Origin of the sequence: Cellulomonas sp. Root137 (assembly GCF_001426725.1) — a bacterium.
Lineage (GTDB): Bacteria > Actinomycetota > Actinomycetes > Actinomycetales > Cellulomonadaceae > Cellulomonas.
Window position 1 is genome coordinate 1512875 of the sequence record NZ_LMFG01000001.1, and the last position, 21312, is coordinate 1534186.

General features: G+C 73.1%; 25 protein-coding genes. 17 read left to right on the forward strand and 8 right to left on the reverse strand.

Features of this window, described 5'->3' with window-relative positions:
* Positions 1 to 11 precede the first annotated feature (11 nt).
* Positions 12 to 1367 (reverse strand): sugar ABC transporter substrate-binding protein, encoded by a 1356-nt coding sequence (locus ASD18_RS07190; protein WP_056088650.1) that lies wholly within the window; start codon positions 1365 to 1367, stop codon positions 12 to 14.
* 265 nt (positions 1368 to 1632) lie between these two features.
* Between ASD18_RS07190 and ASD18_RS07195 the strand changes: the two genes are divergently transcribed.
* The 3 genes from ASD18_RS07195 to ASD18_RS07205 are packed head-to-tail and all read left to right on the forward strand — an operon-like array spanning position 1633 to position 5490.
* Positions 1633 to 2958, forward strand: coding sequence for a glycoside hydrolase family 27 protein (locus ASD18_RS07195; RefSeq protein ID WP_056088653.1), 1326 nt, complete (start codon positions 1633 to 1635; stop codon positions 2956 to 2958).
* Positions 2955 to 4463, forward strand: a complete 1509-nt coding sequence (locus ASD18_RS07200; RefSeq protein WP_056088656.1) for an alpha-N-arabinofuranosidase — start codon at positions 2955 to 2957, stop codon at positions 4461 to 4463. The genes ASD18_RS07195 and ASD18_RS07200 overlap by 4 nt, the downstream gene beginning before the upstream one ends.
* A gap of 4 nt (positions 4464 to 4467) precedes the next feature.
* Positions 4468 to 5490, forward strand: coding sequence for an arabinan endo-1,5-alpha-L-arabinosidase (locus ASD18_RS07205; protein WP_056088659.1), 1023 nt, complete (start codon positions 4468 to 4470; stop codon positions 5488 to 5490).
* Here ASD18_RS07205 and ASD18_RS07210 read toward each other — a convergent pair.
* Entirely contained in the window at positions 5487 to 6023 is a 537-nt protein-coding gene (locus ASD18_RS07210; RefSeq protein ID WP_056088664.1) for a GNAT family N-acetyltransferase, read from the reverse strand. The genes ASD18_RS07205 and ASD18_RS07210 overlap by 4 nt on opposite strands.
* Positions 6020 to 6844, reverse strand: coding sequence for an HAD family phosphatase (locus ASD18_RS07215; protein WP_235522372.1), 825 nt, complete (start codon positions 6842 to 6844; stop codon positions 6020 to 6022). Before ASD18_RS07215 ends, ASD18_RS07210 begins: the two co-directional genes overlap by 4 nt.
* 113 nt (positions 6845 to 6957) lie before the next feature.
* On the opposite strand from ASD18_RS07215, the gene ASD18_RS07220 reads away from it, so the two are divergent.
* Together ASD18_RS07220 and ASD18_RS07225 are read left to right on the forward strand one after the other, a co-directional pair.
* Positions 6958 to 7227: a glutaredoxin family protein gene (locus ASD18_RS07220; RefSeq protein WP_056088666.1), complete on the forward strand. Its 270-nt coding sequence runs from the start codon at positions 6958 to 6960 to the stop codon at positions 7225 to 7227.
* A 48-nt stretch (positions 7228 to 7275) separates the two neighbouring features.
* The gene (locus tag ASD18_RS07225) at positions 7276 to 7971 is read left to right on the forward strand and encodes a redox-sensing transcriptional repressor Rex (protein WP_056088670.1); all 696 of its coding nucleotides are present in this window, start codon (positions 7276 to 7278) and stop codon (positions 7969 to 7971) included.
* 56 nt (positions 7972 to 8027) lie between these two features.
* Here the strand turns inward: ASD18_RS07225 and ASD18_RS07230 are convergent, their stop codons facing one another.
* Positions 8028 to 8582 carry a YceI family protein gene (locus ASD18_RS07230; protein ID WP_056088674.1) on the reverse strand — a complete coding sequence of 185 codons (555 nt, stop codon included), beginning with the start codon at positions 8580 to 8582 and terminating at the stop codon, positions 8028 to 8030.
* 106 nt (positions 8583 to 8688) lie between these two features.
* Here ASD18_RS07230 and ASD18_RS07235 point away from each other — a divergent pair, with 106 nt between their 5' ends.
* The 6 genes from ASD18_RS07235 to ccsB are packed head-to-tail and all read left to right on the forward strand — an operon-like array spanning position 8689 to position 14004.
* The gene (locus ASD18_RS07235) at positions 8689 to 9177 is read left to right on the forward strand and encodes a MarR family winged helix-turn-helix transcriptional regulator (protein WP_369817251.1); all 489 of its coding nucleotides are present in this window, start codon (positions 8689 to 8691) and stop codon (positions 9175 to 9177) included.
* A 48-nt stretch (positions 9178 to 9225) separates the two neighbouring features.
* Entirely contained in the window at positions 9226 to 9873 is a 648-nt protein-coding gene (locus tag ASD18_RS07240; RefSeq protein WP_056088683.1) for a histidine phosphatase family protein, read from the forward strand.
* A 1-nt stretch (position 9874) separates the two neighbouring features.
* Positions 9875 to 10462 carry a TlpA disulfide reductase family protein gene (locus tag ASD18_RS07245; RefSeq protein ID WP_056088687.1) on the forward strand — a complete coding sequence of 196 codons (588 nt, stop codon included), beginning with the start codon at positions 9875 to 9877 and terminating at the stop codon, positions 10460 to 10462.
* Positions 10462 to 11262 (forward strand): cytochrome c biogenesis CcdA family protein, encoded by an 801-nt coding sequence (locus ASD18_RS07250; RefSeq protein ID WP_056088690.1) that lies wholly within the window; start codon positions 10462 to 10464, stop codon positions 11260 to 11262. The genes ASD18_RS07245 and ASD18_RS07250 overlap by 1 nt, the downstream gene beginning before the upstream one ends.
* 40 nt (positions 11263 to 11302) lie before the next feature.
* Positions 11303 to 12955 (forward strand): cytochrome c biogenesis protein ResB, encoded by a 1653-nt coding sequence (locus ASD18_RS07255; protein WP_082573926.1) that lies wholly within the window; start codon positions 11303 to 11305, stop codon positions 12953 to 12955.
* Positions 12952 to 14004, forward strand: a complete 1053-nt coding sequence (gene ccsB, locus ASD18_RS07260; RefSeq protein ID WP_056088695.1) for a c-type cytochrome biogenesis protein CcsB — start codon at positions 12952 to 12954, stop codon at positions 14002 to 14004. The genes ASD18_RS07255 and ccsB overlap by 4 nt, the downstream gene beginning before the upstream one ends.
* Positions 14005 to 14022: 18 nt before the next feature.
* Here the strand turns inward: ccsB and ASD18_RS07265 are convergent, their stop codons facing one another.
* Positions 14023 to 14355 (reverse strand): PLDc N-terminal domain-containing protein, encoded by a 333-nt coding sequence (locus ASD18_RS07265; protein ID WP_056088698.1) that lies wholly within the window; start codon positions 14353 to 14355, stop codon positions 14023 to 14025.
* A 62-nt stretch (positions 14356 to 14417) separates the two neighbouring features.
* On the opposite strand from ASD18_RS07265, the gene ASD18_RS07270 reads away from it, so the two are divergent.
* On the forward strand, positions 14418 to 14711 hold the full coding sequence (locus tag ASD18_RS07270; RefSeq protein WP_056088701.1) for a DUF4229 domain-containing protein: 294 nt from the start codon (positions 14418 to 14420) through the stop codon (positions 14709 to 14711).
* On the opposite strand, the gene ASD18_RS07275 is transcribed toward ASD18_RS07270, so the two are convergent.
* Together ASD18_RS07275 and menE are read right to left on the reverse strand one after the other, a co-directional pair.
* Positions 14708 to 15580 (reverse strand): 1,4-dihydroxy-2-naphthoate polyprenyltransferase, encoded by an 873-nt coding sequence (locus ASD18_RS07275; RefSeq protein WP_056088704.1) that lies wholly within the window; start codon positions 15578 to 15580, stop codon positions 14708 to 14710. The two genes, ASD18_RS07270 and ASD18_RS07275, sit on opposite strands and share 4 nt — an antisense overlap.
* Positions 15577 to 16713: an o-succinylbenzoate--CoA ligase gene (menE, locus tag ASD18_RS07280; protein ID WP_056088707.1), complete on the reverse strand. Its 1137-nt coding sequence runs from the start codon at positions 16711 to 16713 to the stop codon at positions 15577 to 15579. The genes ASD18_RS07275 and menE overlap by 4 nt, the downstream gene beginning before the upstream one ends.
* Positions 16714 to 16806: 93 nt before the next feature.
* On the opposite strand from menE, the gene ASD18_RS07285 reads away from it, so the two are divergent.
* The 3 genes from ASD18_RS07285 to ASD18_RS21315 all read left to right on the forward strand — a co-directional run bounded on the left by ASD18_RS07285 (position 16807) and on the right by ASD18_RS21315 (position 19324).
* Positions 16807 to 17901: a DUF3048 domain-containing protein gene (locus ASD18_RS07285; protein WP_056088710.1), complete on the forward strand. Its 1095-nt coding sequence runs from the start codon at positions 16807 to 16809 to the stop codon at positions 17899 to 17901.
* A 62-nt stretch (positions 17902 to 17963) separates the two neighbouring features.
* The gene (locus ASD18_RS07290; protein WP_056088713.1) at positions 17964 to 19040 is read left to right on the forward strand and encodes a DUF3048 domain-containing protein; all 1077 of its coding nucleotides are present in this window, start codon (positions 17964 to 17966) and stop codon (positions 19038 to 19040) included.
* Between the two features lie 119 nt (positions 19041 to 19159).
* Positions 19160 to 19324, forward strand: coding sequence for a hypothetical protein (locus ASD18_RS21315; protein WP_200938495.1), 165 nt, complete (start codon positions 19160 to 19162; stop codon positions 19322 to 19324).
* On the opposite strand, the gene ASD18_RS07300 is transcribed toward ASD18_RS21315, so the two are convergent.
* Complete coding sequence (locus ASD18_RS07300) at positions 19321 to 20286, reverse strand: 1,4-dihydroxy-2-naphthoyl-CoA synthase (protein WP_056091769.1); 966 nt, start codon at positions 20284 to 20286, stop codon at positions 19321 to 19323. The genes ASD18_RS21315 and ASD18_RS07300 overlap by 4 nt on opposite strands.
* 107 nt (positions 20287 to 20393) lie before the next feature.
* Here ASD18_RS07300 and ASD18_RS07305 point away from each other — a divergent pair, with 107 nt between their 5' ends.
* A complete protein-coding gene (locus ASD18_RS07305; RefSeq protein WP_056088719.1) occupies positions 20394 to 20723 on the forward strand; it encodes a multidrug efflux SMR transporter in 330 nt (109 codons plus the stop codon).
* Positions 20720 to 21292: a TetR/AcrR family transcriptional regulator gene (locus ASD18_RS07310; RefSeq protein ID WP_056088722.1), complete on the forward strand. Its 573-nt coding sequence runs from the start codon at positions 20720 to 20722 to the stop codon at positions 21290 to 21292. Before ASD18_RS07305 ends, ASD18_RS07310 begins: the two co-directional genes overlap by 4 nt.
* The last annotated feature ends 20 nt before the right edge of the window (positions 21293 to 21312 follow it).

Below are 21312 nucleotides of genomic sequence, written 5' to 3' on the forward strand. Positions count from 1 at the left end.
AGGTGGTGCGGCTAGTTGCCGGCCGCGGCCTGCTCGGCCGTGGCGTTCGACTCGTCGAGGAGGGCCTGCATCTTCGGCTGCTCCTCGGCCAGGTAGTCGGCGGCGGTCTGCTTGCCGTCGAGCACCGGCTGGATGTTGGTCCAGAGCTCGTCGTACCACTCGGCGCCGTACGTGAAGGCCGCCGGCATCGCCCGGCCGTAGTCCTGCGCGATGTCCAGGAACTCCTGGCGGTTGGCGGGCTCCGCGCCCTCCTCGGCGGCCCAGGTCTCGGCCATGTCGATGAGGTTCGGGATCTGGATGTTGGCGTCGACCAGCGTCTGCTGGGCGTCGGCGTCGGTGCTCAGGTAGGTGACCAGCTTGACCGCGTCCTCGGGCAGCTTCGACGTCGCGGAGACGCCGATGCCGAGCGAGCCGAGCCACGTCGCCGCGCCGCCGTCACCGACGGTCGGCCAGGGGATCAGGTCGTAGTCGAAGTCGAGGTCGTTGTAGACCGAGACGTCCCACGGGCCGACCGGGAAGAAGCCGATCTCGCCGGCCATCCACCGCTGGTACGTGTCGAGCGTCGCGGCGTCGGACGCCGACGGCGTGACCTTGTCCACGTTGGTGAGGTCCGCGAACTTCTGCAGCGCGTCGGCGAACTCCGGGGTGTCCACGGTGACCTCGGTGCGGTCCTCGTTGGTCCAGTCGCCGCCGTTGCTCCACACCAGCGACTGCAGGTTCCACTGGACGTTGAGCCCGGTGCCCCACTGGTCGACGGCGCCGTCCCCGTCGGTGTCCACGGTCAGCTGCTTGCTGATGTCGACGAACTGCTCCCACGTGAGCGGGGTGTCCTTGTCGGGCAGCGGGATGCCGGCCGCCTCGAGCATCGTCTTGTTGTAGCCGAACGAGAACGGGCCAACGTCCTTCGGCAGGCCGTAGAGCTTGCCGTCGGGGGTGCCCTGGAGCGTGCCGTCGAACCGGTAGGAGTCGACGCCGTAGGGCCAGATGTTGTCCAGGTCGATGCCGCTGGCGTCCACCTGCTCGGTGATGTCCATGAGGATGCCCGAGCTGACGTACGACTGGAGCGTGGCCTGCTCGATGTAGAACACGTCGGGCACGTTGTTGCCGGCCACGGCCGCCTGGAGCTTGGTGGCGTACTGGTCGGCGTCGGTCACGATGACCTTCACCTTGACGCCGGTGTCCTCGGTGTACTTGGCGATGGCGGCCTCGTAGGCCGCCTTCTCGTCCGGTCCACCACGGAACATGAACGTGATCTGCTTGTCTCCGCCGTCGCTTGCGCCGTCGCCGCCGTCGCTGCACGCGGTGAGCGTGAACGTCCCGGCGACCGCGGCGCACACGGCGCCTGCGATGAGCCTGTTCCTCTTCATCGTCCTGCCTCCCATATCCCAAGGATGTGCGAGGTCACGGTCGCGTCGGGACCGGTGGGGGCTGGTCCGTCAGGGTCGTCGTTGACCTCATTCGCTCTGATCGACGCTGTGTCTACAACGTTGATCTACAACGATGTAGAACATGACACGAGAACCGGCGTGCGGTCAAGCCACGAACCGGTAACGGCCGGTTGACGTCCTCGGAGCCGCCGTGCATGATGCGTCTACAACGATGTAGAAACGACCGACGGCGAAGGGGCTGACGATGTCGCTGCACGCTCGGACGCCGCCCATGGGCTGGAACAGCTGGGACTCGTTCGGGACCACCGTGACGCAGGACGAGGTCCTCGCGAACGCCCGTGTGCTGGCCGAACGGTTGCTGCCGCACGGCTGGGACACGGTCGTCGTGGACATCGACTGGTACGACCCGGCGGCCCGCGCGCACGGCTACAACGACGGCTCGTCCCTCGTCCTCGACGCCTTCGGGCGCCAGCTGCCCGCGGAGAACCGGTTCCCGTCGGCGGCCGGCGGCCGAGGCTTCCGACCGCTCGCCGACGAGGTGCACGCCCTGGGCCTGCGGTTCGGGGTGCACATGATGCGTGGCATCCCGCGGATCGCGGTCGAGCAGGACCTGCCCGTCGAGGGCACCTCCTGGACCGCCCGCGACGCCGCCGACACGACCTCGGTCTGCCCCTGGAACGACGACAACTACGGGCTCGACCACGACCACCCCGCCGCGCAGGCGTACCTCGACGGGCTGGTCGCGCAGCTCGCCGGCTGGGGCGTCGACTTCCTCAAGGTCGACGACATGCTGGCCCCCTACCACCCCGACGCGGTCGAGGCGTGGGCGCGGGCGATCGAGCGCTCCGGCCGGGACATCGTGCTCTCCCTGTCGCCCGGCACCCACCTGTCCACCGCGCAGGTCGACCACCTGCGCGAGCACGCCCAGATGTGGCGGATCTCCGACGACCTCTGGGACCGCTGGGAGGACGTGCACGCGCAGTTCGCCCGGCTGGCCCGGTGGGCCCCGTTCCAGCAGCCGGGCGGGTGGGCCGACGCCGACATGCTGCCGCTCGGGCGCATCGGCCTGCGTGCCGAGCGCGGCGACGACCGGCAGAGCCGGCTGACGCCCGACGAGCAGCGGACCATCCTCACGCTCTGGGTGATGGCCCGGTCGCCGCTCATCGTCGGCGGTGACCTGCCGACGAGCGACCCCGCGACCCTGGACCTGCTGGCCAACCCCGCGGTCGGGCACGTGCTGCGCGCCGCGACGGGAGGCCGGGAGATCGTCCGGGAGCCCCTCGGCGACGGCGAGCTCATCGTCTGGACCTCCGTGGAGGACGCGACCACCTACGTCGCGGCCTTCTGGACCGGCCCGGAGCCGCGGACCGTCTCGCTGCCGCTCTCGTCCCTGGTCGGCCACGCCGCCGCCCGGGACACCTGGACCACCCGCGACCTGTGGGAACCCGGCACCACCCCTGACCTGCACCCGACAACGTGGGAACCGGAGGGGGCGCTCGTCCTCGACGTGCCCTCCCACGGGGTGCGCTGGACCGCACTCGACACCCGACCGAACCAGGAGACCTCATGATCCCCGTCCGACTCACCCTCGACCCGGCCTTCCGGGTCGGCCCGGTCCGCCGGCGCACGTTCGGCTCGTTCGTCGAGCACCTTGGCCGCTGCGTCTACACCGGCATCCACGACCCCGCGCACCCGACCGCCGACGCCGACGGGTTCCGCAAGGACGTGCTCGAGCTCACCCGCGAGCTGGGCGTGAGCACGGTGCGCTACCCCGGCGGCAACTTCGTCTCCGGCTACCGCTGGGAGGACGGCGTCGGCCCCCTCGACCAGCGCCCGGCGCGCCTGGACCTCGCGTGGCACTCCACCGACCCCAACACGGTCGGCGTCGAGGAGTTCATGCGCTGGGCCAGGCTCGCGGAGGTCGAGCCGATGATGGCCGTCAACCTGGGCACCCGCGGCGTGCAGGAGGCGGTGGACCTGCTCGAGTACTGCAACGTCCGCGGCGGCACCCGTCTGTCCGACCAGCGCCGCGCCAACGGTGCGCAGGACCCGTACGACATCCGCATGTGGTGCCTGGGCAACGAGATGGACGGCCCGTGGCAGATCGGCCACAAGACCGCGTACGAGTACGGCCGCCTGGCCGCCGAGACCGGTCGCGCGATGCGCATGGTCGACCCGGACCTGGAGCTCGTCGCGTGCGGCTCGTCCGGCGTCGCCATCCCGACGTTCGGCGAGTGGGAGCGGATCGTGCTCTCCGAGGCGTACGAGCAGGTGGACCTCATCTCCGCCCACGCGTACTACTGGGAGGAGGACGGCGACCTCGGCTCGTTCCTGGCGTCGGCGGTGGACATGGACCACTTCGTCGAGTCGGTGAGCGCGACCGCGGACGCCGTGCGGGCGCACAAGAAGGTGGACAAGCGGATCCACATCTCGTTCGACGAGTGGAACGTCTGGTACCAGCACCGCGCGGAGTCCAAGCCGCCGACCGGGCACGACTGGCCCGTGGCACCCGTGCTGCTCGAGGACAAGTACAACGTGGCCGACGCCGTCGTCGTCGGGAACCTGCTCATCTCCCTGCTGCGGCACACCGACCGCGTGCACTCGGCGTCGCTGGCGCAGCTGGTCAACGTGATCGCGCCGATCATGACCGAGCCCGGCGGCCGGTCCTGGAAGCAGACGATCTTCCACCCGTTCGCGCAGGCGTCCCGGTACGCCGTGGGCGACGTGCTCCAGGTGGCGGTCGAGTCGCCCACGTACGAGACCGCGAAGTACGGCGACGCGTCGCTGGTCGACGCGGTCGCCACGCGGGACCCGGAGACCGGTGCGGTCGCCCTCTTCGCGGTGAACCGCTCGCTGACCGAGACCGTCACGCTCGAGGTCGACGCCCGCTCGCTGCCCGGCCTGCGCGTGGTCGAGGCGAGCACCCTGTCCAACCCGGACCACACCTGGTCCGCCACGGCCGACGACGACACCTCGGTGGCGCCGCGGGCCAACGCGACCGCGGTCGTGCGGGACGGCCGGCTCACCGTCGAGGTGCCGCCGGTGTCCTGGAACGTCGTCCGGCTGGGGGTCTGAGAGCGTGCGCCGGACCGTGGTCGCCCTGGTCGCCGTCGCGCTGGTCGGCGGGGCCGGTGCGGCCGCGGTCTGGGCCCGGCCGGACGCCCCGGCCGCCACCGCCCTCTCGCTGAGCGGGGACATCCACACGCACGACCCGGCGCTCGTGGCCGGAGCCGAGGGTGAGCCCTGGTACGTGTTCTCCACCGGCGACGTCCGCACGGGCCTCGGCGCCCCGCAGATCCGGCGGTCCACCGACGACGGCCTCACGTGGGAGCTCGTCGGCACCGTCTGGGACGCCGCGACCCGGCCGGAGTGGGCCTACGAGGCCGTGCCGGGGGTGTCGAACTTCTGGGCGCCCGAGGTCATCGAGCACGACGGCACGTTCTACCTCTACTACTCGGCGTCCACGTTCGGCTCCAACCGCTCGGCCATCGGCCTGACGACGAACACGACGCTCGACCCGGACGACCCCGACTACGCCTGGGTGGACCAGGGACAGGTCATCGCGTCCGAGCCGGGGGAGACGAACTACAACGCGATCGACCCCGGCGTGATCGAGGCCGCGGACGGCACGCCGTGGATGGCGTTCGGCTCGTTCTGGGGCGGGATCCAGCTGGTCGAGCTGTCGTGGCCGTCCGGCAAGCCGGTGGAGGGCGCGACGCCGATGACCATCGCCAGCCGCACCTCGCCGCCGAACGCGATCGAGGCGCCCTACCTGGTGCGGCACGACGACTGGTACTACCTGTTCGTGTCGCGCGACTCCTGCTGCCAGGGCACCGACTCGACCTACAACATGGCGGTCGGCCGGTCGCGGGAGGTCACCGGGCCGTACGTCGACCGGTCGGGCACGGAGATGACGCTGGACGGTGGCGAGCAGCTGCTCACCTCGGACGGCGACATGGTCGGACCCGGTGGGCAGTCGGTCTCGCGCGGGTACCTCGCGTTCCACTACTACGACGCGGCCGCGGGCGGCGACTTCCGGCTGGAGATCCGGGAGCTGGACTGGGACGACGAGGGCTGGCCGGTCGCCACGACCGCTCCCTAGAGGGGGCGCTCCAGCACGTAGTCGTCCTCGACCCGCGCGCCGACCGTGAAGTGCTTGGTGCCGACGATGGCGAAGCCCGACCGCACGTAGAACGCCTGCGCCCGCGCGTTCTGCTGGTTGACGCCGAGCCACATCCCCTGCGCGCCGCGCTCGCGGGCGGCCTCCAGCGAGGCCGTCATCAGCGCGTGCGCGATCCCGGCCCCGTGGTGGTCGGGGTGCACGTAGCACTTGGACAGCTCGACGGTCGGGCGCAGGTGCAGGGCGGCCTGCACGTCGTCGTCGGCCGGCTCGCCCGCGACGAGCATCGTGTAGCCGACCAGGCCGCCGTCCTGCGCGACCAGCACGTCCCGGGACGGGTCGTCCAGGTACTCCGCGAACCGGTCCACGGAGAGCACGGTGTCGATGAACACCTGCTGGTCCTGCGGGGTGGACCCGGGCGGGCACGCGAGCGGGAACGTGAGCGCCGCCAGGGCGGCCAGGTGGTCCAGGTCCGCGGGGACGGCCGGGCGGACCGTCGACTCGAGGGTGGTCACAGCAGGTCCTCTCCGTCGTGGGTGCCGCGCCAGGACCGCAGCACCGCGCGCGTGACGAGCCCCCCGGCCCAGGCGAGGCCGGCGAAGCTGGCGACGGTGGTGCCGCGGCGGGCGTTGCGGCGGCGGTTGCGGAACTCGCGGACCGGCCAGCCCACCTCGGCGGCGTACCGGCGCAGGCGGCGGTCGGGGTTGATCGCGCAGGGGAAGCCGACCTCGGACAGGATCGCGACGTCGTTGGTCGAGTCGCCGTACGCGTACGACGCCGACAGGTCGATGCCCTCCCGCTCGGCCAGCGCGCGCACGGCGTCGGCCTTGGCCTGGCCGTGCAGCATGTCCCCGACGAGCCGACCGGTGTAGAACCCGTCCTCGTGCTCGGCGACGGTGCCCAGCGCCCCGGTCGCCCCCAGCCTCCGGGCGATCAGGGACCCGATCTCCACCGGCGTGGCCGTGACCAGCCAGACGGAGTGACCCGCCGCGATGTGCTGGTCGAGGAGCCGCTGCGTGCCGGGGTAGATCCGCAGGCAGAGCACCTCGTCGTAGATGTCCTCGGCGATGGCGGTGACCTCGGCGACGGAGTGGCCGCGCATGATCGACAGCGCGCGGCTGCGGACCTCGTCGATCTGGTGCTTGTTCTCCCCGAACGTCAGGTACCGGAACTGGTGCAGCCCGAACTCGACGAGGTCCCGCTTGCGGAAGAACCCGCGCCGGTACAGGCCCACGGCCAGGTGGAACGAGCTGGCCCCGCGGATGATCGTGTTGTCGACGTCGAAGAAGGCTCCGGTACCGGGACCGTCCGGACCGGCCCCGGGGTCCCGCAGCACGGGAGCGGGGGCGGTGGTGTTCCCGGACGCCTGACGCACCCGGTCACTGTAACGACGGTCGAGCGCGCCGGCGGTACAGGGTCGGCGCCGGACCTCCGTGAGACGGTGGGGCCATGACGCGTGTGGTGCTCTACGGCCGGGCCGGCTGCCATCTGTGCGACGAGGCGCGCGAGGTGGTGCGCGTGGTGTGCGCCGAGACGGGCGAGCAGTGGTCCGAGGTCGACATCGACGCCGACTCGTCGTCGGGCCGGGACCTGGTCGACGAGCTGGGCGAGCTGGTGCCGGTGGTCGAGGTCGACGGCGTGCGGCAGGGGTACTGGCGCATCGATGCGGCCCGTCTGCGCCGAACCCTTACCGCCGCCGGTCCCCGCCCCCTAGCCTGACCCCCAGGGCCCGGGCGACCGGGTCCATGGGGCGTCGCGGGGGTCGAGGTGGACACGCAGCGAAGGGGCACCCGGGCAGGTGAGCCCGGTGCGTCCGGGCGTCCGGGCGCGCGCGACGTGCCACCCGCCACGGTCGCGCGCCTGCCCGGCTACCTGCGGGCGCTGCGCGGGCTCACCGCGGACGGCGTCGTCACCACGTCCTCGGAGGAGCTGGCCGCCGGCGCGGGGGTCACCCCGGCGCAGCTGCGCAAGGACCTGTCGTTCCTCGGGTCGTACGGGCGACGCGGTGTCGGGTACGACGTCGTGCACCTGTCCGAGCAGATCGCGGTGGTGCTCGGCCTGACCACGCAGCGCCGGGTCGTCATCGTCGGCATCGGCAACCTCGGGCACGCGCTGGCCAGCTACTCGGTGTTCGCCGAGCGCGGGTTCGCGGTGGTGGGCCTCGTCGACGCCGACCCCGGGGTGGTCGGGACCACCGTGGCGGGGCTCGTGGTGCAGCCGCCCGAGGAGCTGGCCGCGCTGGTGAGCGGGTCGGACGTGACCATCGGCATCATCGCCACCCCGGCGTCCGTCGCCCAGGACGTGTGCGACGCCCTCGTCGCGGCCGGCGTCGTCGGCATCCTCACGTTCGCGCCGCGGGCCCTGCGCGTGCCGCCGACCGTGGACCTGCGGGCCGTGGACGTGGCCTCCGAGCTGCAGATCCTCGCGTTCCACGACCGGCGTCGTACCGGGACGGGTGCGTGAGCATGCGAACGGCCGGGTCCGTGGTGGACCCGGCCGTTCGCGTGGGACGAGCTGTGTCAGCCCTTGATGATGGAGACGTCGAGCGCGATGACGACCTTGTCCGACACCAGCACGCCGCCGGCCTCGAGGGCCGCGTTCCACGTGAGGTCGAAGTCCTTGCGGGAGATCGTCACGCCGGCCTCGAAGCCTGCGCGGGTGTTGCCGAACGGGTCCACCGCGGTGCCGTTGAACTCGGTCTCGAGCTCGACGCGCTGCGTGACGCCGTGGATGGTGAGGTCACCGGCGATGACGTAGTTCTTGCCGGCCTCGCGGACCTCGGTGGAGACGAAGGTCCACTGGCCGAACTTCTCGACGTCGAAGAAGTCGCCGCTCTTGAGGTGGCCGTCGCGGTTCGCGTCGCCCGTGGTGACGGTGGACGGGTCCAGCGTGACGGAGACCGAGGTGCTCGCCAGGTCGTCGCCGACGACGACGGTGCCGTCGGTGACCGCGACGGTGCCGCGGACCTTGGAGATGCCGGCGTGCCGGACGGTGAACGCGGCCTCGGTGTGCGAGGCGTCGACGGCCCAGGTGCCGGTGGTGAGGCCGGTGGGGATCGCGGTCGTGGTGCTCATGGGGTGTCCTCCGTGGTTGTTGAACTGTCAACCAAACTGTTAGTTCAAAGTTGTACTACACTCGGAGGGCGGGCGCAACCCCATGCCCGCGGACGGAGGCCTCGCTGTGACCACTGACACACCCACCACCGTGGAGTGGCTGACCGCCGAGCAGCAGACCCACTGGCGCGCGTTCCGCGGCGGCTCGGCGCGGCTGTTCGCGGCGCTCGAGCACGAGCTCGAGCGCGACACCGGCCTGTCCACGCACGAGTACGAGGTGCTGGTCCGGTTGTCGGAGACCCCCGACCGGACACTGCGGATGGCGCAGCTCGCCGACAACCTCGCGCACTCGCGCAGCCGGCTGACCCACACCATCCGGCGCATGGAGGAGCAGGGGCTGGTCGAGCGCCTGCCCTGCATCGAGGACGCCCGCGGCGTGAACTGCACCATGACCGAGAAGGGCTGGCAGGTGCTGGTCGCCGCCGCGCCGAGCCACGTCCAGTCCGTGCGGGACCACCTGGTCGACATCCTCACGCCCGAGCAGTTCGCGGCGCTCGGCGACGCGATGGAGACCGTGCGCCTGCACCTCACGGGTGGCGCGTGTCACGTCGAGTGACCCGGTCCCGTGGCCGTGGTGCACAGGAGTCTTTGCGACACTGAGCCCATGGTCGCGACCACGATCCACCTGATGCGGCACGGCGAGGTGCACAACCCTCGCGGCGTGCTCTACGGACGGCTGCCCGGCTACCGGCTCTCGGAGCGCGGGGTGGCGATGGCGGAGATGGTCGCCGCGCACCTGTCCGGGCCGGTGCCGCGCGACGTCGTCGCGGTGGTCGCCTCCCCGCTGCAGCGCGCGCAGGAGACCGCAGGCCCCATCGCGGCGGCGTTCGACGTCGAGATCGGCACGGACGAGCGGCTCATCGAGGCCGGCAACCACTTCGAGGGCAAGACGTTCGGCGTCGGCGACGGCTCGCTGCGCCACCCCGAGCACTGGCCGTACCTGCGCAACCCGTTCCGGCCGTCCTGGGGCGAGCCGTACACGGAGCAGGTGGAGCGGATGCTCGCCGCCGTGGCGGCCGCGCGCGAGCTGGCCCGGGGGCACGAGGCCGTGCTGGTCAGCCACCAGCTGCCCGTCTGGGTCACCCGCCTGTCCCTGGAGAACCGGCACCTGTGGCACGACCCCCGCAAGCGGCAGTGCTCGGTGGCCTCGCTCACGAGCCTGCGGTACGAGGACGACACCCTCGTCGGCATCGGCTACAGCGAGCCCGCCGCCTCGCTGCTGCCGGGCGTCTCGTCGGTGGCGGGGGTCTGACGTGCGCGGTCGCGCCCTGCTGGTGGGCACCGTCGCGCTCCTCCTGCTCGCCGGCTGCACGGGCGGCGCCCAGGAGAACCCCGACGACGTCGCCGACCAGGGCTACCAATCCGGGGACGGCAGCACGACGACCTGGGCTGCCGACGACCGCACCGGCCCGCTCGAGCTGGCCGGCACGGACTTCGAGGGCGCCGCGCAGGACGTGGCCGACTGGCGCGGGGACGTCGTCGTCCTCAACACCTGGTACGCCAACTGCCCGCCGTGCCGCGCCGAGGCTCCCGACCTCGCAGCCCTGTCCACCGACTACGCCGCCGACGGCGTGCAGGTGCTGGGCATCAACCGGACCGACGACGCCGGCACCGCGCTGGCGTTCGAGCGCCAGTTCGAGGTCCCGTACCCGAGCCTCGCGGACACCGACGGCGCCGCGATCGCGGCGCTGCAGGGCACCGTGCCGATCAACGCCGTGCCGACGACCGTGGTGCTCGACCGCTCCGGCAAGGTGGCCGGGCGGATCCTGGGCCTCGCCGACCCGTCCACGCTCCGCTCGATGATCGACGAGCTCCTCGCCGAGCCCGCGCCGACGACGTGATGCTCGCCGACGCCGGCGACGCGTTCGGTCAGACCGTCGCCTCCGGGTCGCTGCTGCTGGCCGTCCCGGTCGCGCTGGTCGCCGGGCTGGTGTCGTTCGCGTCGCCGTGCGTGCTGCCCCTGGTGCCGGCCTACGTCGGGTACCTCGGCGGCATGACCGGGTCTGCCCAGAGCGTCTTCTCGGAGGGCGACACACTCGTCCGCACCGCGCCCGCGCGCAGCCGCGTGCTGCTGGGCGTCGCCCTGTTCGTCGCCGGGTTCACCGCCGTGTTCGTCGCGCTGGCCGCGCTCGCGGGCTCGCTCGGCGGGGTGCTCGTCGAGTACCAGGACCTGATCACCCGTGTGCTCGGCGTCGTCGTCATCGTGCTCGGCCTCGGCTTCCTCGGGCTCGTCCCGTTCCTGCAGAACGAGAAGCGCGTGCACCTCGCCCCCCGCGCGGGCCTGTGGGGAGCGCCGCTGCTGGGGATCACCTTCGGGCTCGGCTGGGTGCCCTGCATCGGCCCGACGCTCGCCGCGATCCTCACGCTCTCGCTCGACGGCGGCTCGGCCGGCCGCGGCGCGCTCCTCGCCGTGGCGTTCTGCCTGGGTCTCGGTCTGCCGTTCCTGCTGGTCGCCCTGTTCGTGGACCGGAGCAAGGGCGCTCTCGGGTTCCTGCGCCGGCACCGCCTGGCGATCATGCGCTTCGGCGGCGCGATGCTCGTCATCCTCGGGCTCGCCCTGGTGACGGGCGTGTGGGGCACCTGGGCGTCCTGGCTGCAGGGTGTCCTCGTCGGCGGCGACCCGTTCGTGCCGGTGGTGTGACGTGACGACCCATCGCCCCGAGGGCCTGTCCGACGTCTTCATGGAGCCGACCGAGGCCCCTCCGGCCGCTCCGCCGACGCTCCCGACGCTCGGGCTCGTCGGCTGGCTGCGCTGGGCGTGGCGTCAGCTCACGAGCATGCGCGTCGCGCTCCTGCTGCTCATGCTCCTGGCCGTGGCCGCCGTGCCGGGCACCGTCTGGCCGCAGCGGGCGCAGGACACCGCCAAGGTCGCGACGTACATCTCCGACCACCCGACCACCGGCCCCTGGCTCGACCGGCTCGGGTTCTTCGACGTGTACTCGTCGGTCTGGTTCTCCGCGATCTACCTCCTGCTGTTCGTCTCGCTGGTCGGCTGCATCCTGCCGCGCACCAAGGTCCACCTCGCGGGTGTGCGGGGTCGACCGCCCCGGGCGCCCCGACGCTTCACGCGGTTCCCCGCGCAGGGGTCGGGGGACCTTGACGTCCCGGCGTCGCAGGCCGCCGAGCACTCCGCCGGCGTGCTGCGAGGTGGCTGGCGCTGGCTCCCGTTCGTGCCGACCTACCGCGTCGACACCCGCGACGAGGGCGGCGGCACCTGGTCCGTCTCCGCGGAGCGCGGCTACCTGCGCGAGACCGGCAACCTCGTGTTCCACCTCGCGCTCGTCGGGCTGCTCATCTCCGTGGCCACCGGCCAGGTGCTGCACTACCGCGGCCAGGCGATCGTGGTGCAGGGGCGCGGGTTCGCCAACGCGCAGGTCGACTACGACACGTTCGAGCAGGGCACCGGGTTCTCGCCGTCGCGCCTGGTCCCGTTCACGCTGCGGCTCGACGAGTTCGAGTCCCGGTTCGACCCGGAGACCCTGCAGTCGCGGGACTTCACCGCGCACGTGACGCTCACGAACCCGGGCGAGGAGCCGGTGGCGGAGACCATCAAGGTCAACCACCCCCTCGAGGCCGGCGGCGCGAAGGTCTACCTGCAGGGCAACGGGTACGCCCCCGACATCACGGTGCACGACGCCGCGGGGGAGGTGGCCTTCTCCGGCCCGACCCCGTTCCTGCCGCAGGACGAGGTCTACACGTCGCGCGGCGTGCTCAAGGTGCCCGACGTGTCGGGCGACCAGGAGCAGATCGGCATCGTCGGCTACCTGCTCCCCACCGCGCAGGAGGTGGGCGAGGACCTCTACCGGTCCATCGACCCGCAGCCCACCGACCCCCTGCTCGTGCTCTCGGTGTGGTCCGGGAACCTCGGGCTCGACACCGGGGTGCCGCAGAACGTCTACCAGCTGGACGAGGCGCGGATGACCCAGGCCGTCGACGAGGACGGCACCACGGTCACGCTCTACGTGCGTCCGGGGGAGACCGTCGACCTGCCCGACGGGCTCGGCACCCTGACCTTCAACGGCCTGCCCCGGTACGTGGCGCTCGACCTGCGGCACGACCCCGCGCTGCCGTTCGTGCTCGTCTTCGCGCTGCTCGCGTTCGCCGGGCTCGCCACCTCGCTGTTCGCCCCGCGTCGGCGCCTCTGGCTCCGGTTCGCCCCAGGCGGTACCGAGGACTCCGGTCGTACAGTGGTCACCGCGGCTGGCCTGGCGCGCGGCGACGACGTCGGCCTCCAACCCGAGCTCGACAGGGTGCTCGCAGCGACCCTCGCCCCGACCGACGACGGACCCCCGGCTGCTCCACGCGGCCCGACCTCTGGAGAGAGCGCGCCATGACCACCGGTGACCTGAGCACCTTGCTCGTCTGGGGTGCCGCGACGGCGTTCACCATCGCCCTCATCGCGTTCAGCGCCGACCTCGCGCGGATCGCGGAGCGCTCGCAGCGACGCGTCCCCGAGCTCGCGACCGCGGGTGCGGGCGCCGGCCGCAGCGCGCGTCCCGCGACCGCCGTCAGCGGCTCCGAGGAGCAGAGCGCGCCCGGTCGGTCGGTGCGCGCCGAGGGGATCGCCCGGTCCACGACGATGCTCGGCCTGGTCATGCTCTTCGCCGGCATCGTGCTGCGCGGGATCGCCGCCGGTCGCTGGCCGACCGCCAACATGTACGAGTTCACGATCGTCGGCGTCTTCGTGGCCGTCCTCGTGCTCACCGTCGTGCAGCGCCGCCGGATCATCGCGTTCGTCGGTGTGCTGGTCATGGGCATGGCGGTGCTCGCGCTGGTGCTCGCGCTGAACGCCTTCTTCATCCAGGCCGACCAGGTGCAACCCGCCCTGCAGAGCTACTGGCTGATCATCCACGTCGGCGTCGCGATCACCGCGACCGGCATCTTCACGGTCGCGTTCGCCGCCTCGGTGCTCCAGGTGCTGAAGAGCTACCGCGAAGAGGCCGCCGCCGACGCCCCCGCGGTGACCGTCGGCGCCACCGGGCAGCCGGTCCCCGCGGCCGTTGCCACCCGCGCCGACCGGTTCCGCCGGGTGGTCAGCGGGCGACGGTTCGGGTGGCTCGAGCAGGTGCCCGGCTCGCGTGAGCTCGAGGCCATGTCGTTCCGGCTGAACGCGATCGCGTTCGTCCTGTGGACCCTCACGCTCATCGGTGGGGCCATCTGGGCGGAGCACGCCTGGGGTCGGTACTGGGGCTGGGACCCCAAGGAGGTCGGCACGTTCGTCGCGTGGGTCGTGTACGCGGCCTACCTGCACGCCCGGACCACCCGCGGCTGGAGCGGGCGCCGCGCGGCGTACTTCGTGTTCGTCGGCTACGCGGTCGTGCTGGCCAACTTCACGGTCGTCAACCTGGTGGTCACCGGGAAGCACTCGTACTCGGGCGTCTGACGCTCGCGGTCAGACGCGTCACGCAGCCGGCGGCGGCGGCGGCGCGTCGCCCGAGGCGCCGGGGTCGGTCCGCCGGCGGTCCTCGTCGAGCCGCCACAGGAACTCGGGGTCGTCGTCGGGGGCGGTCGGTCGACGGCCCTGCCGCGGTGTGCCCGGGTGCCCGGCGGCCGCGGTGCGTCGGGACCACCGAACCGCGAGCCACGCCAGCGCACCGAGCAGCGGCACGAAGAGGATCAGCAGGACCCAGAAGGCGGGGTGCACCCCGAGCCGCTCCTCGGCGGTGCTGCGGACGACGTCGAACACGCAGTAGACAGTCAGTCCGATGATCAGCAGGACGGCGAGGTTCCTCACCTCGTCAGACTAGACGCCGCTCGGCGGACGGGCGCCCCCGCGGAGCGTCCTACCCTGGGACCGTGCCTTTCGTCGTCTACTCGGTCCTGCGCCTCGCGCTCTTCGGTGCCTGCCTCGGCCTGCTCTGGTGGGCAGGGCTGCGGTCGTGGCTCGTGGTCATCGTCGCCGCGTTCCTGGCGTGGGGGCTGTCGTACGTGCTGCTCAGCGGCCCGCGTGACGCGGCTGCGCGCCAGCTGGCGGAGCGCGCGGAGCGTCGGAGAGCGGCCGGTGACAAGACGGTGCTGGGCAGGCGCGCGCAGGAGGACGCCGACGTCGAGGACGCGGCCGACGAGGCCACGCGGACGCAGGACTCCTAGAGGGCCAGACCCAGCCCCAGGAGGACGCCGAACCCGAGCTCGAGCAGCCCGGTCCCGGCGAGCACGGGGACCAGCGCGCGGCCGCGGGCACCGAGCAGCACGGTGACCGCGAGGATGACCGCGGGCGCCAGCAGGAGAAGCACGAGCAGCGCCCACGGCGACGCGAACGCGCACACGATCCCGCCGAGCAGGACGGGCAGGATCACCAGGCCGGCGTAGGCGCGTCGGGCGAGCCGGTCGCCGAGTCGCACGGCGAGGGTGCGCTTGCCGACGAGGGCGTCGGTGGGGATGTCCCGCAGGTTGTTGGCCATGAGCAGCGCGCACGCGAGCATGCCGACGGACACGGCGCCGACCCAGGCGGGCCACGAGAGCTCGTCGGCCTGCGTGTACGTGGTGCCGAGCACCGCGACGAGGCCGAAGAAGGTGAACACGCCGACCTCGCCGAGCCCGAGGTAGCCGTAGGGGTTCTTGCCGCCGGTGTACCCCCAGGCCGCCGCGATCGCGATCACCCCGACGCCGAGCAGCCACCAGTAGCCGCTCACGTACACCAGCGCGAGCCCGAAGAGGCCCGCGACGCCGAACGCCGCGAACGCCGCGGCCTTGACGGTGCCCGGGCTGGCGCTGCCGGACGCGGTGAGCCGCATCGGGCCCACGCGGTCCACGTCGGTGCCGCGGATCCCGTCGGAGTAGTCGTTGGCGTAGTTCACGCCCACCTGCAGCGCGAGCGCGACGCCGAGCGCCAGCGCGCCACGCCCGAGGTCGGCCTCGCCCAGCTGGGCGGCCGCGCCGGTGCCGACGAGCACGGGGGCCGCGGCGGCCGGGAGCGTCCGCGGTCGTGCACCCTGCACCCAGTCGCTGGCTGTCGTCACGGGGAGGTCCTCTCGAGGTGGCGTGCGGCGAGCAGCGTGGCGGCCCGACGGTCGATCTTGCCCGGCCCGCGCAGCGGGAGCGAGTCCGCGAGCACGAGGTGCCGCGGCGCGTGGGTGGCACCGAGCCTGGCGGAGACGGCGGCGCGGGCGTCGGCGAGCGACGGTGGGCCGACGCCCGGCCGCGGGACGACGACGGCGACGACCAGCTGCCCCCACTCGGCGTCCGCGATCCCGACGACGCACACCTCGCCGACCCCGGGCAGCCCGGCGAGCACCGACTCCACGGGACCGGGCGGCACCTTGACGCCCCCGGTGACCAGCACGTCGTCCGCACGACCGAGCACGCTCAGGGTCCCCCCGGACCACGTGCCCAGGTCGGTGGTCCGCAGGTGCCGGACGCCGTCCACCTGCACGAACGCAGCCGCGTCGAGGTCCGGTCGGCCGAGGTAGCCGTCCGCCAGCACGGGCCCGGCCAGCAGGATGCGTCCCTCGGGGTCCAGCCGGACGGACACGCCGTCCAGCGGCCGTCCGTCGTACACGCAGCCCCCGCAGGTCTCCGACATGCCGTACGTGGTGACTACGCGGACGTGCGCGGCGGTGGCGCGGGCCAGCAGGTCCGGGCTCGTCGCCGCCCCACCGAGGAGCACGGCGTCGAACGAGGCCAGGGCGGTCGTCGCGGCGGGGTCGTCGAGCAGCCGCACCAGCTGGGTGGGCACCAGGGAGGTGTACCGCGGCCCTGTCCCGGCCATCGCGTCGGCGGCCGCCACGAACGCGGGCGCGCGGAACGGTCCGGGCGGCATCGCCACCGGCACCGTGCCCGCCAGCACCGAGCGGACCAACACCTGCAGCCCGGCCACGTGGTGCACGGGCAGAGCCAGCAGCCACTGCCCGGGGCCGGAGAGGCGGGCCTCGGTGGCGGCGGCCGACGCGCGCAGGGCCGACCCCGAGAGGAGCACGGCGCGGGGATCGCCCGTGGAACCCGAGGTCCGCACCACCACGGCGACGGCGTCGGGGACCTCGGTGGCGTCGACCGCACCCGGCGACACGGCAGGTCCGGTGCTGGTCAGCGCGGCCTCGAGCGCGGGGAGCAGGATCTCCGGCCGCGCGGGGACGTCACGCAGGGACCGGCTCACCCGCCCAGCGTAGGTCCGTCTGCGCGCGCCCCCGCCCGGGCACGGCGCCGCGACGCCGTAGAGTGTCGCGCGATTCACACCCGAAGGAGCACCGTGCCGTCCGTCCTCACCGCCCCGCCCGCCCGCCGTCGGGCAGCCGCGCTCGTGGCCCTCGCCGCCGGCGCCACGCTCGCGCTCGGTGCGTGCGGCGGACCGCCGAGCGACCCCACGCCGGTCGCGCCTGTGACGCAGGCTCCCGTCATCGAGCCCGCCAAGGGAGCTCCGCCGGCACCCGTCGTCCCTCCGCGCTGGCCGCTGACGGGCGTCACCGCCACGGAGGTCTCCACGCGCCCGGCGCTCGCGATCAAGGTGGAGAACTCGACGGAGGCCCGCCCCCAGACCGGTCTCGACCAGGCGGACGTCGTCTGGGAGCAGGTCGTCGAGGGGGGCATCAGCCGGTTCGTCGCGGTGTACCAGTCGCAGGTGCCAGCCGAGGTGGGTCCGATCCGGTCGGTCCGTCCGATGGACCCGGCGATCGCCGCGCCGCTGCACGGCCTCATCGCCTTCTCCGGCGGTCAGCAGCCGTTCGTCCAGGCGTTGAAGAACGCGGGCCTGCAGACGATCAGCATGGACGCCGGCGCAGGTGGCTTCTACCGCAAGAAGGGCGTCGGTCCGGCGCCGCACAACGTCTATGGCACGCCGCAGACGTTCTGGGACCAGGCCGACGGCAACCACAGCGCTGCGCCGGCCGCGCAGTTCGTCATCGCGAAGGTGCCCGAGAAGGCCACGGCGGCCGTCTCCGGGGGTCCGTCGTCGACCGTGGCCGTGCGCCTCTCCGGCTTCTCGCGGCCCACCTGGACCTGGGACGCGGGGACGGCGACCTGGCTGCGCGCGGAGGGCGCCACGCCCGCGACCCTGCGGTCCGGCGCCCGGATCGCCGCGACGAACCTCGTGACGCTGCGGGTCCGCCTCATCGACTCCGGCACCAAGGACCCCGCCGGCAACCCGGTCCCGGAGACCGTGCTCGAGGGCGCGGGCGACGCGACCGTCTCGTCCGGGGGCAAGACGGTCACGGGCACGTGGAGCAAGACGGGCACGGACGCGGTCCTCACGCTCGCGACGCCCGACGGCGCGGTCCTGGCGCTCGCGCCCGGGACCACGTGGGTGGAGCTGGTGCCGACGGACTCGGGCGCCGTCACGATCAGTTGAGAAGATCCGGGCCGGCCGGTGCGGCAGCCTGGTGCAGTGCAGGTGGACGACGGGGGAACGCGATGACGACGACGACACGACGACGGACGGGAGGCGCCGCGGCGCTGCTCGCGGCGCTGGCGCTGGCTGTCGCCGGCTGCAGCTCGCCGCAGGAAGTTCCGCAGGAGTCTCCGTCCCCCGTGGTGCAGGGGCCGACGATCGCGCCCGACAAGGGACCGGCGCCGGTGCCGGTCGTCCCGCCCACCTGGCCGTTGACCGGGGTGGCGGGGGAGCCGGCTGCGCGACCGTCGCTCGCCGTGAAGATCGAGAACACCGCGGTGGCGCGTCCGCAGACCGGGCTGGAGCAGGCGGACGTCGTCTGGGAGACCATCGTCGAGTTCGACGTGTCGCGGTTCATCGCGGTGTACCACTCGCAGGTGCCCGCCGAGGTGGGCCCCATCCGGTCCGTCCGCCCGATGGACCCCCTGATCCTGGCCCCCATGCACGGGCTGCTCGCCTTCTCGGGCGGTCAGCCGGGGATCCTCGACCTGGTGGAGGCCAGCGGCGTCCAGATGATCAGCCAGGACGCCGGCGCACCGGGCATGTACCGGGTGCGGGACCGAGCCGCGCCGCACAACGTGTACGGCACCCCGCAGACGTTCTGGGACCAGGCGGACGCCGACCACCAGGCGCCCCCGGGCGAGCAGTTCACCTTCGCGCGCAGCGCCGACCGCGCCACCGCGGTCGTGGCAGGCGCACCGGCGAGCACGCTCGCGTTCCGGCTCTCGCCCGCGTCGAGCCCGTCGTGGACCTGGGACGCCGGGAGCGGGACGTGGCTGAGGTCGGAGGGGTCGGCGCCGGCGACGGCCCGCAGCGGTGCGCGGCTGTCGGCGGTCAACGTGGTGTCGATCACCGCCGCCCACCCGAACACCGGCTTCGGTGCGCAGGGCGGCGCCCCCGTGCCGACGTACGAGCTGATCGGCTCGGGTGAGGGCGTCGCGGCGACGGGCGGCAGGACGATCCCCGTCCGGTGGCAGAAGGAGTCCCAGGACGCGCCGATGCGGCTGTTCACGATGGACGGGGCCCCGGCCGACCTGGCTCCGGGGAACACCTGGGTCGAGCTCGTGCCGGCCGGGAGCGGGTCGCTCACGATCGGCTGACCTGATCGGTTGTCCGCCCACGGGATGATCTCCGAGGGCGGGTTGGCCACCCCAGGGCGGGAGCACGACGAGCCCGCGGACCGATGCCCGGCGTCACGTGCGCGGGCGAGGCTGGGCGCATGGCCACACTCACCCACCCGCAGCCCACCCCCGTCGAGCACGACGTCCGGTCGCTCGGCGCGGTCATCGTCTCGGCCGTCGTCCTCGTCGCGCTGCTCGTCGGCGCCGCGGGCGTCCTCGGCTCGATCGTCGACCTCGCCGGCTGGGCGCTGTCCAGCAGCTAGTACGCGTACGGGAAGCCCGACCAGTCGGGCTCGCGGCGCTGCAGGAACGCGTCGCGCCCCTCGACCGCCTCGTCGGTCATGTACGCCAGCCGGGTCGCCTCGCCGGCGAACACCTGCTGCCCCGCCAGGCCGTCGTCCGCCAGGTTGAACGCGAACTTCAGCATGCGGATGGCCTGCGGCGACTTGGTCGCCATGACCCGGGCGTACTCCAGCCCGGCCTCCTCGATCTGCGCGTGGTCCACCACGTCGTTGACCGCACCCCACGCGAGCGCCTGCTCCGCCGAGTACTCGCGGGCCAGGAAGAAGATCTCGCGGGCCCGCTTCTGGCCCACCTGCCGCGCCAGCAGCGCCGACCCGTAGCCGCCGTCGAACGAGCCCACGTTGGCGTCGGTCTGCATGAACCGGGCGTGCTCGCGGCTGGCGATGCTGAGGTCGGCGACGACGTGGAGCGAGTGACCGCCGCCGGCCGCCCAGCCGTTCACGAGTGCGACGACGACCTTGGGCATGGTCCGGATCAGGCGCTGGACCTCGAGGATGTGCAGGCGGCCGGCGCGTGCGGGGTCCACGTCCTGCGCGGTCTCGCCCGACGCGTACTGGTAGCCCGAGCGGCCGCGGATGCGCTGGTCGCCGCCGGAGCAGAACGCCCAGACGCCGTCCTTCGGGCTCGGGCCGTTGCCGGTGAGCAGCACGGTGCCGACGTCGGAGGTGGTGCGTGCGTGGTCGAGCACCCGGTACAGCTCGTCGACGGTGTGCGGCCGGAACGCGTTGCGGACCTCCGGGCGGTCGAACGCGACGCGGACGACGGGCAGGTCCCGCGCGACCGCGCCCGAGGCCACCTGGTCCGCGTTCGGGCGGGCGAACCCGCGGTGGTACGTGAGGTCGGTGAGGTCCTCGAACCCGTCGACCGTGCGCCAGCGCGTCGGGTCGAAGGTGTCGGAGACGGGGTCCGGCAGCGGAGGCAGGGTCACGGCGGCAGCCTAACCGCGCAGGGCTGTTCTGGTACGCTTGTACTAGAACGTGCGCGGGACGGCGGAGGTTGCCACCCGGCGCGCACGCGGAGGTGCACACCATGGCCTGGATCGTCCTCGTCCTGTCCGGCATGCTCGAGGCGGGCTGGGCGCTCAGCCTCAAGGCGTCCGACGGCTTCACCAGGCTGTGGCCCAGCGTGACGTTCGTCGTCCTGCTCGTCGCGTCCATGGGTGGTCTCAGCTGGGCCCTGAAGTCGCTCCCGGTCGGGGTCGCCTACGGCGTCTGGGTCGGCATCGGGGCGGCGCTCACGGCGGTGCTCGCGGTCGTCCTGTTCCACGAGACCGTCTCGGTGCTGAAGATCGTGTCGCTCGTGCTCATCGTCGCCGGCGTCGTGGGCCTCAACCTCTCCTCCGGTGGTGCCCACGCATGACTGAGCGGGGCGTCCGGGGCAAGGGTGCGCGTCGCCGCCAGGAGCTGGCCCGCGCGGCCGCGACCCTGATGCTGCGCGAGGGGCCGGGTGCCCTGACGCACCGACGCGTCGCGCTCGAGGCCGGGGCGTCGCTGTCGGCCACCACGTACTACTTCGCGTCCCTCGACGAGCTGGCGGCGGCGGCCGGCGGCGCGCTCGCCGAGACGTGGGCCGAGCACGCCCGGACCGTCGTCGCGCGTGCCCCCGGTGTCACCGTGCAGGAGGACCCGGAGGCGGCCGCCGACGTGCTGGCCGGCGCCGTGCTTCCCCCCGGGGACGACACCGAGGTGCGCAGCCACTACGAGCACCTGCTCGGCGCCGGTCGGCACCCCGCGCTCGCGGGTGCGTTCGCCAGCGGCCGCTCGGTGGTCGACGCCGTCCTCGCCGAGCTGGTCGCCCGGGTCGGGGCGCCCACCTCGGCGGCGGTGACGATCGCCCTGGTCGACGGGGCGGTCGTCACCGCGCTCACCGAGCACCGGGACGTGCGCGGGACGGCGCGCGCGATCCTGGTCGCGGCGTGGGGTCGATGACGGGCGTCGTACGCTGGCGG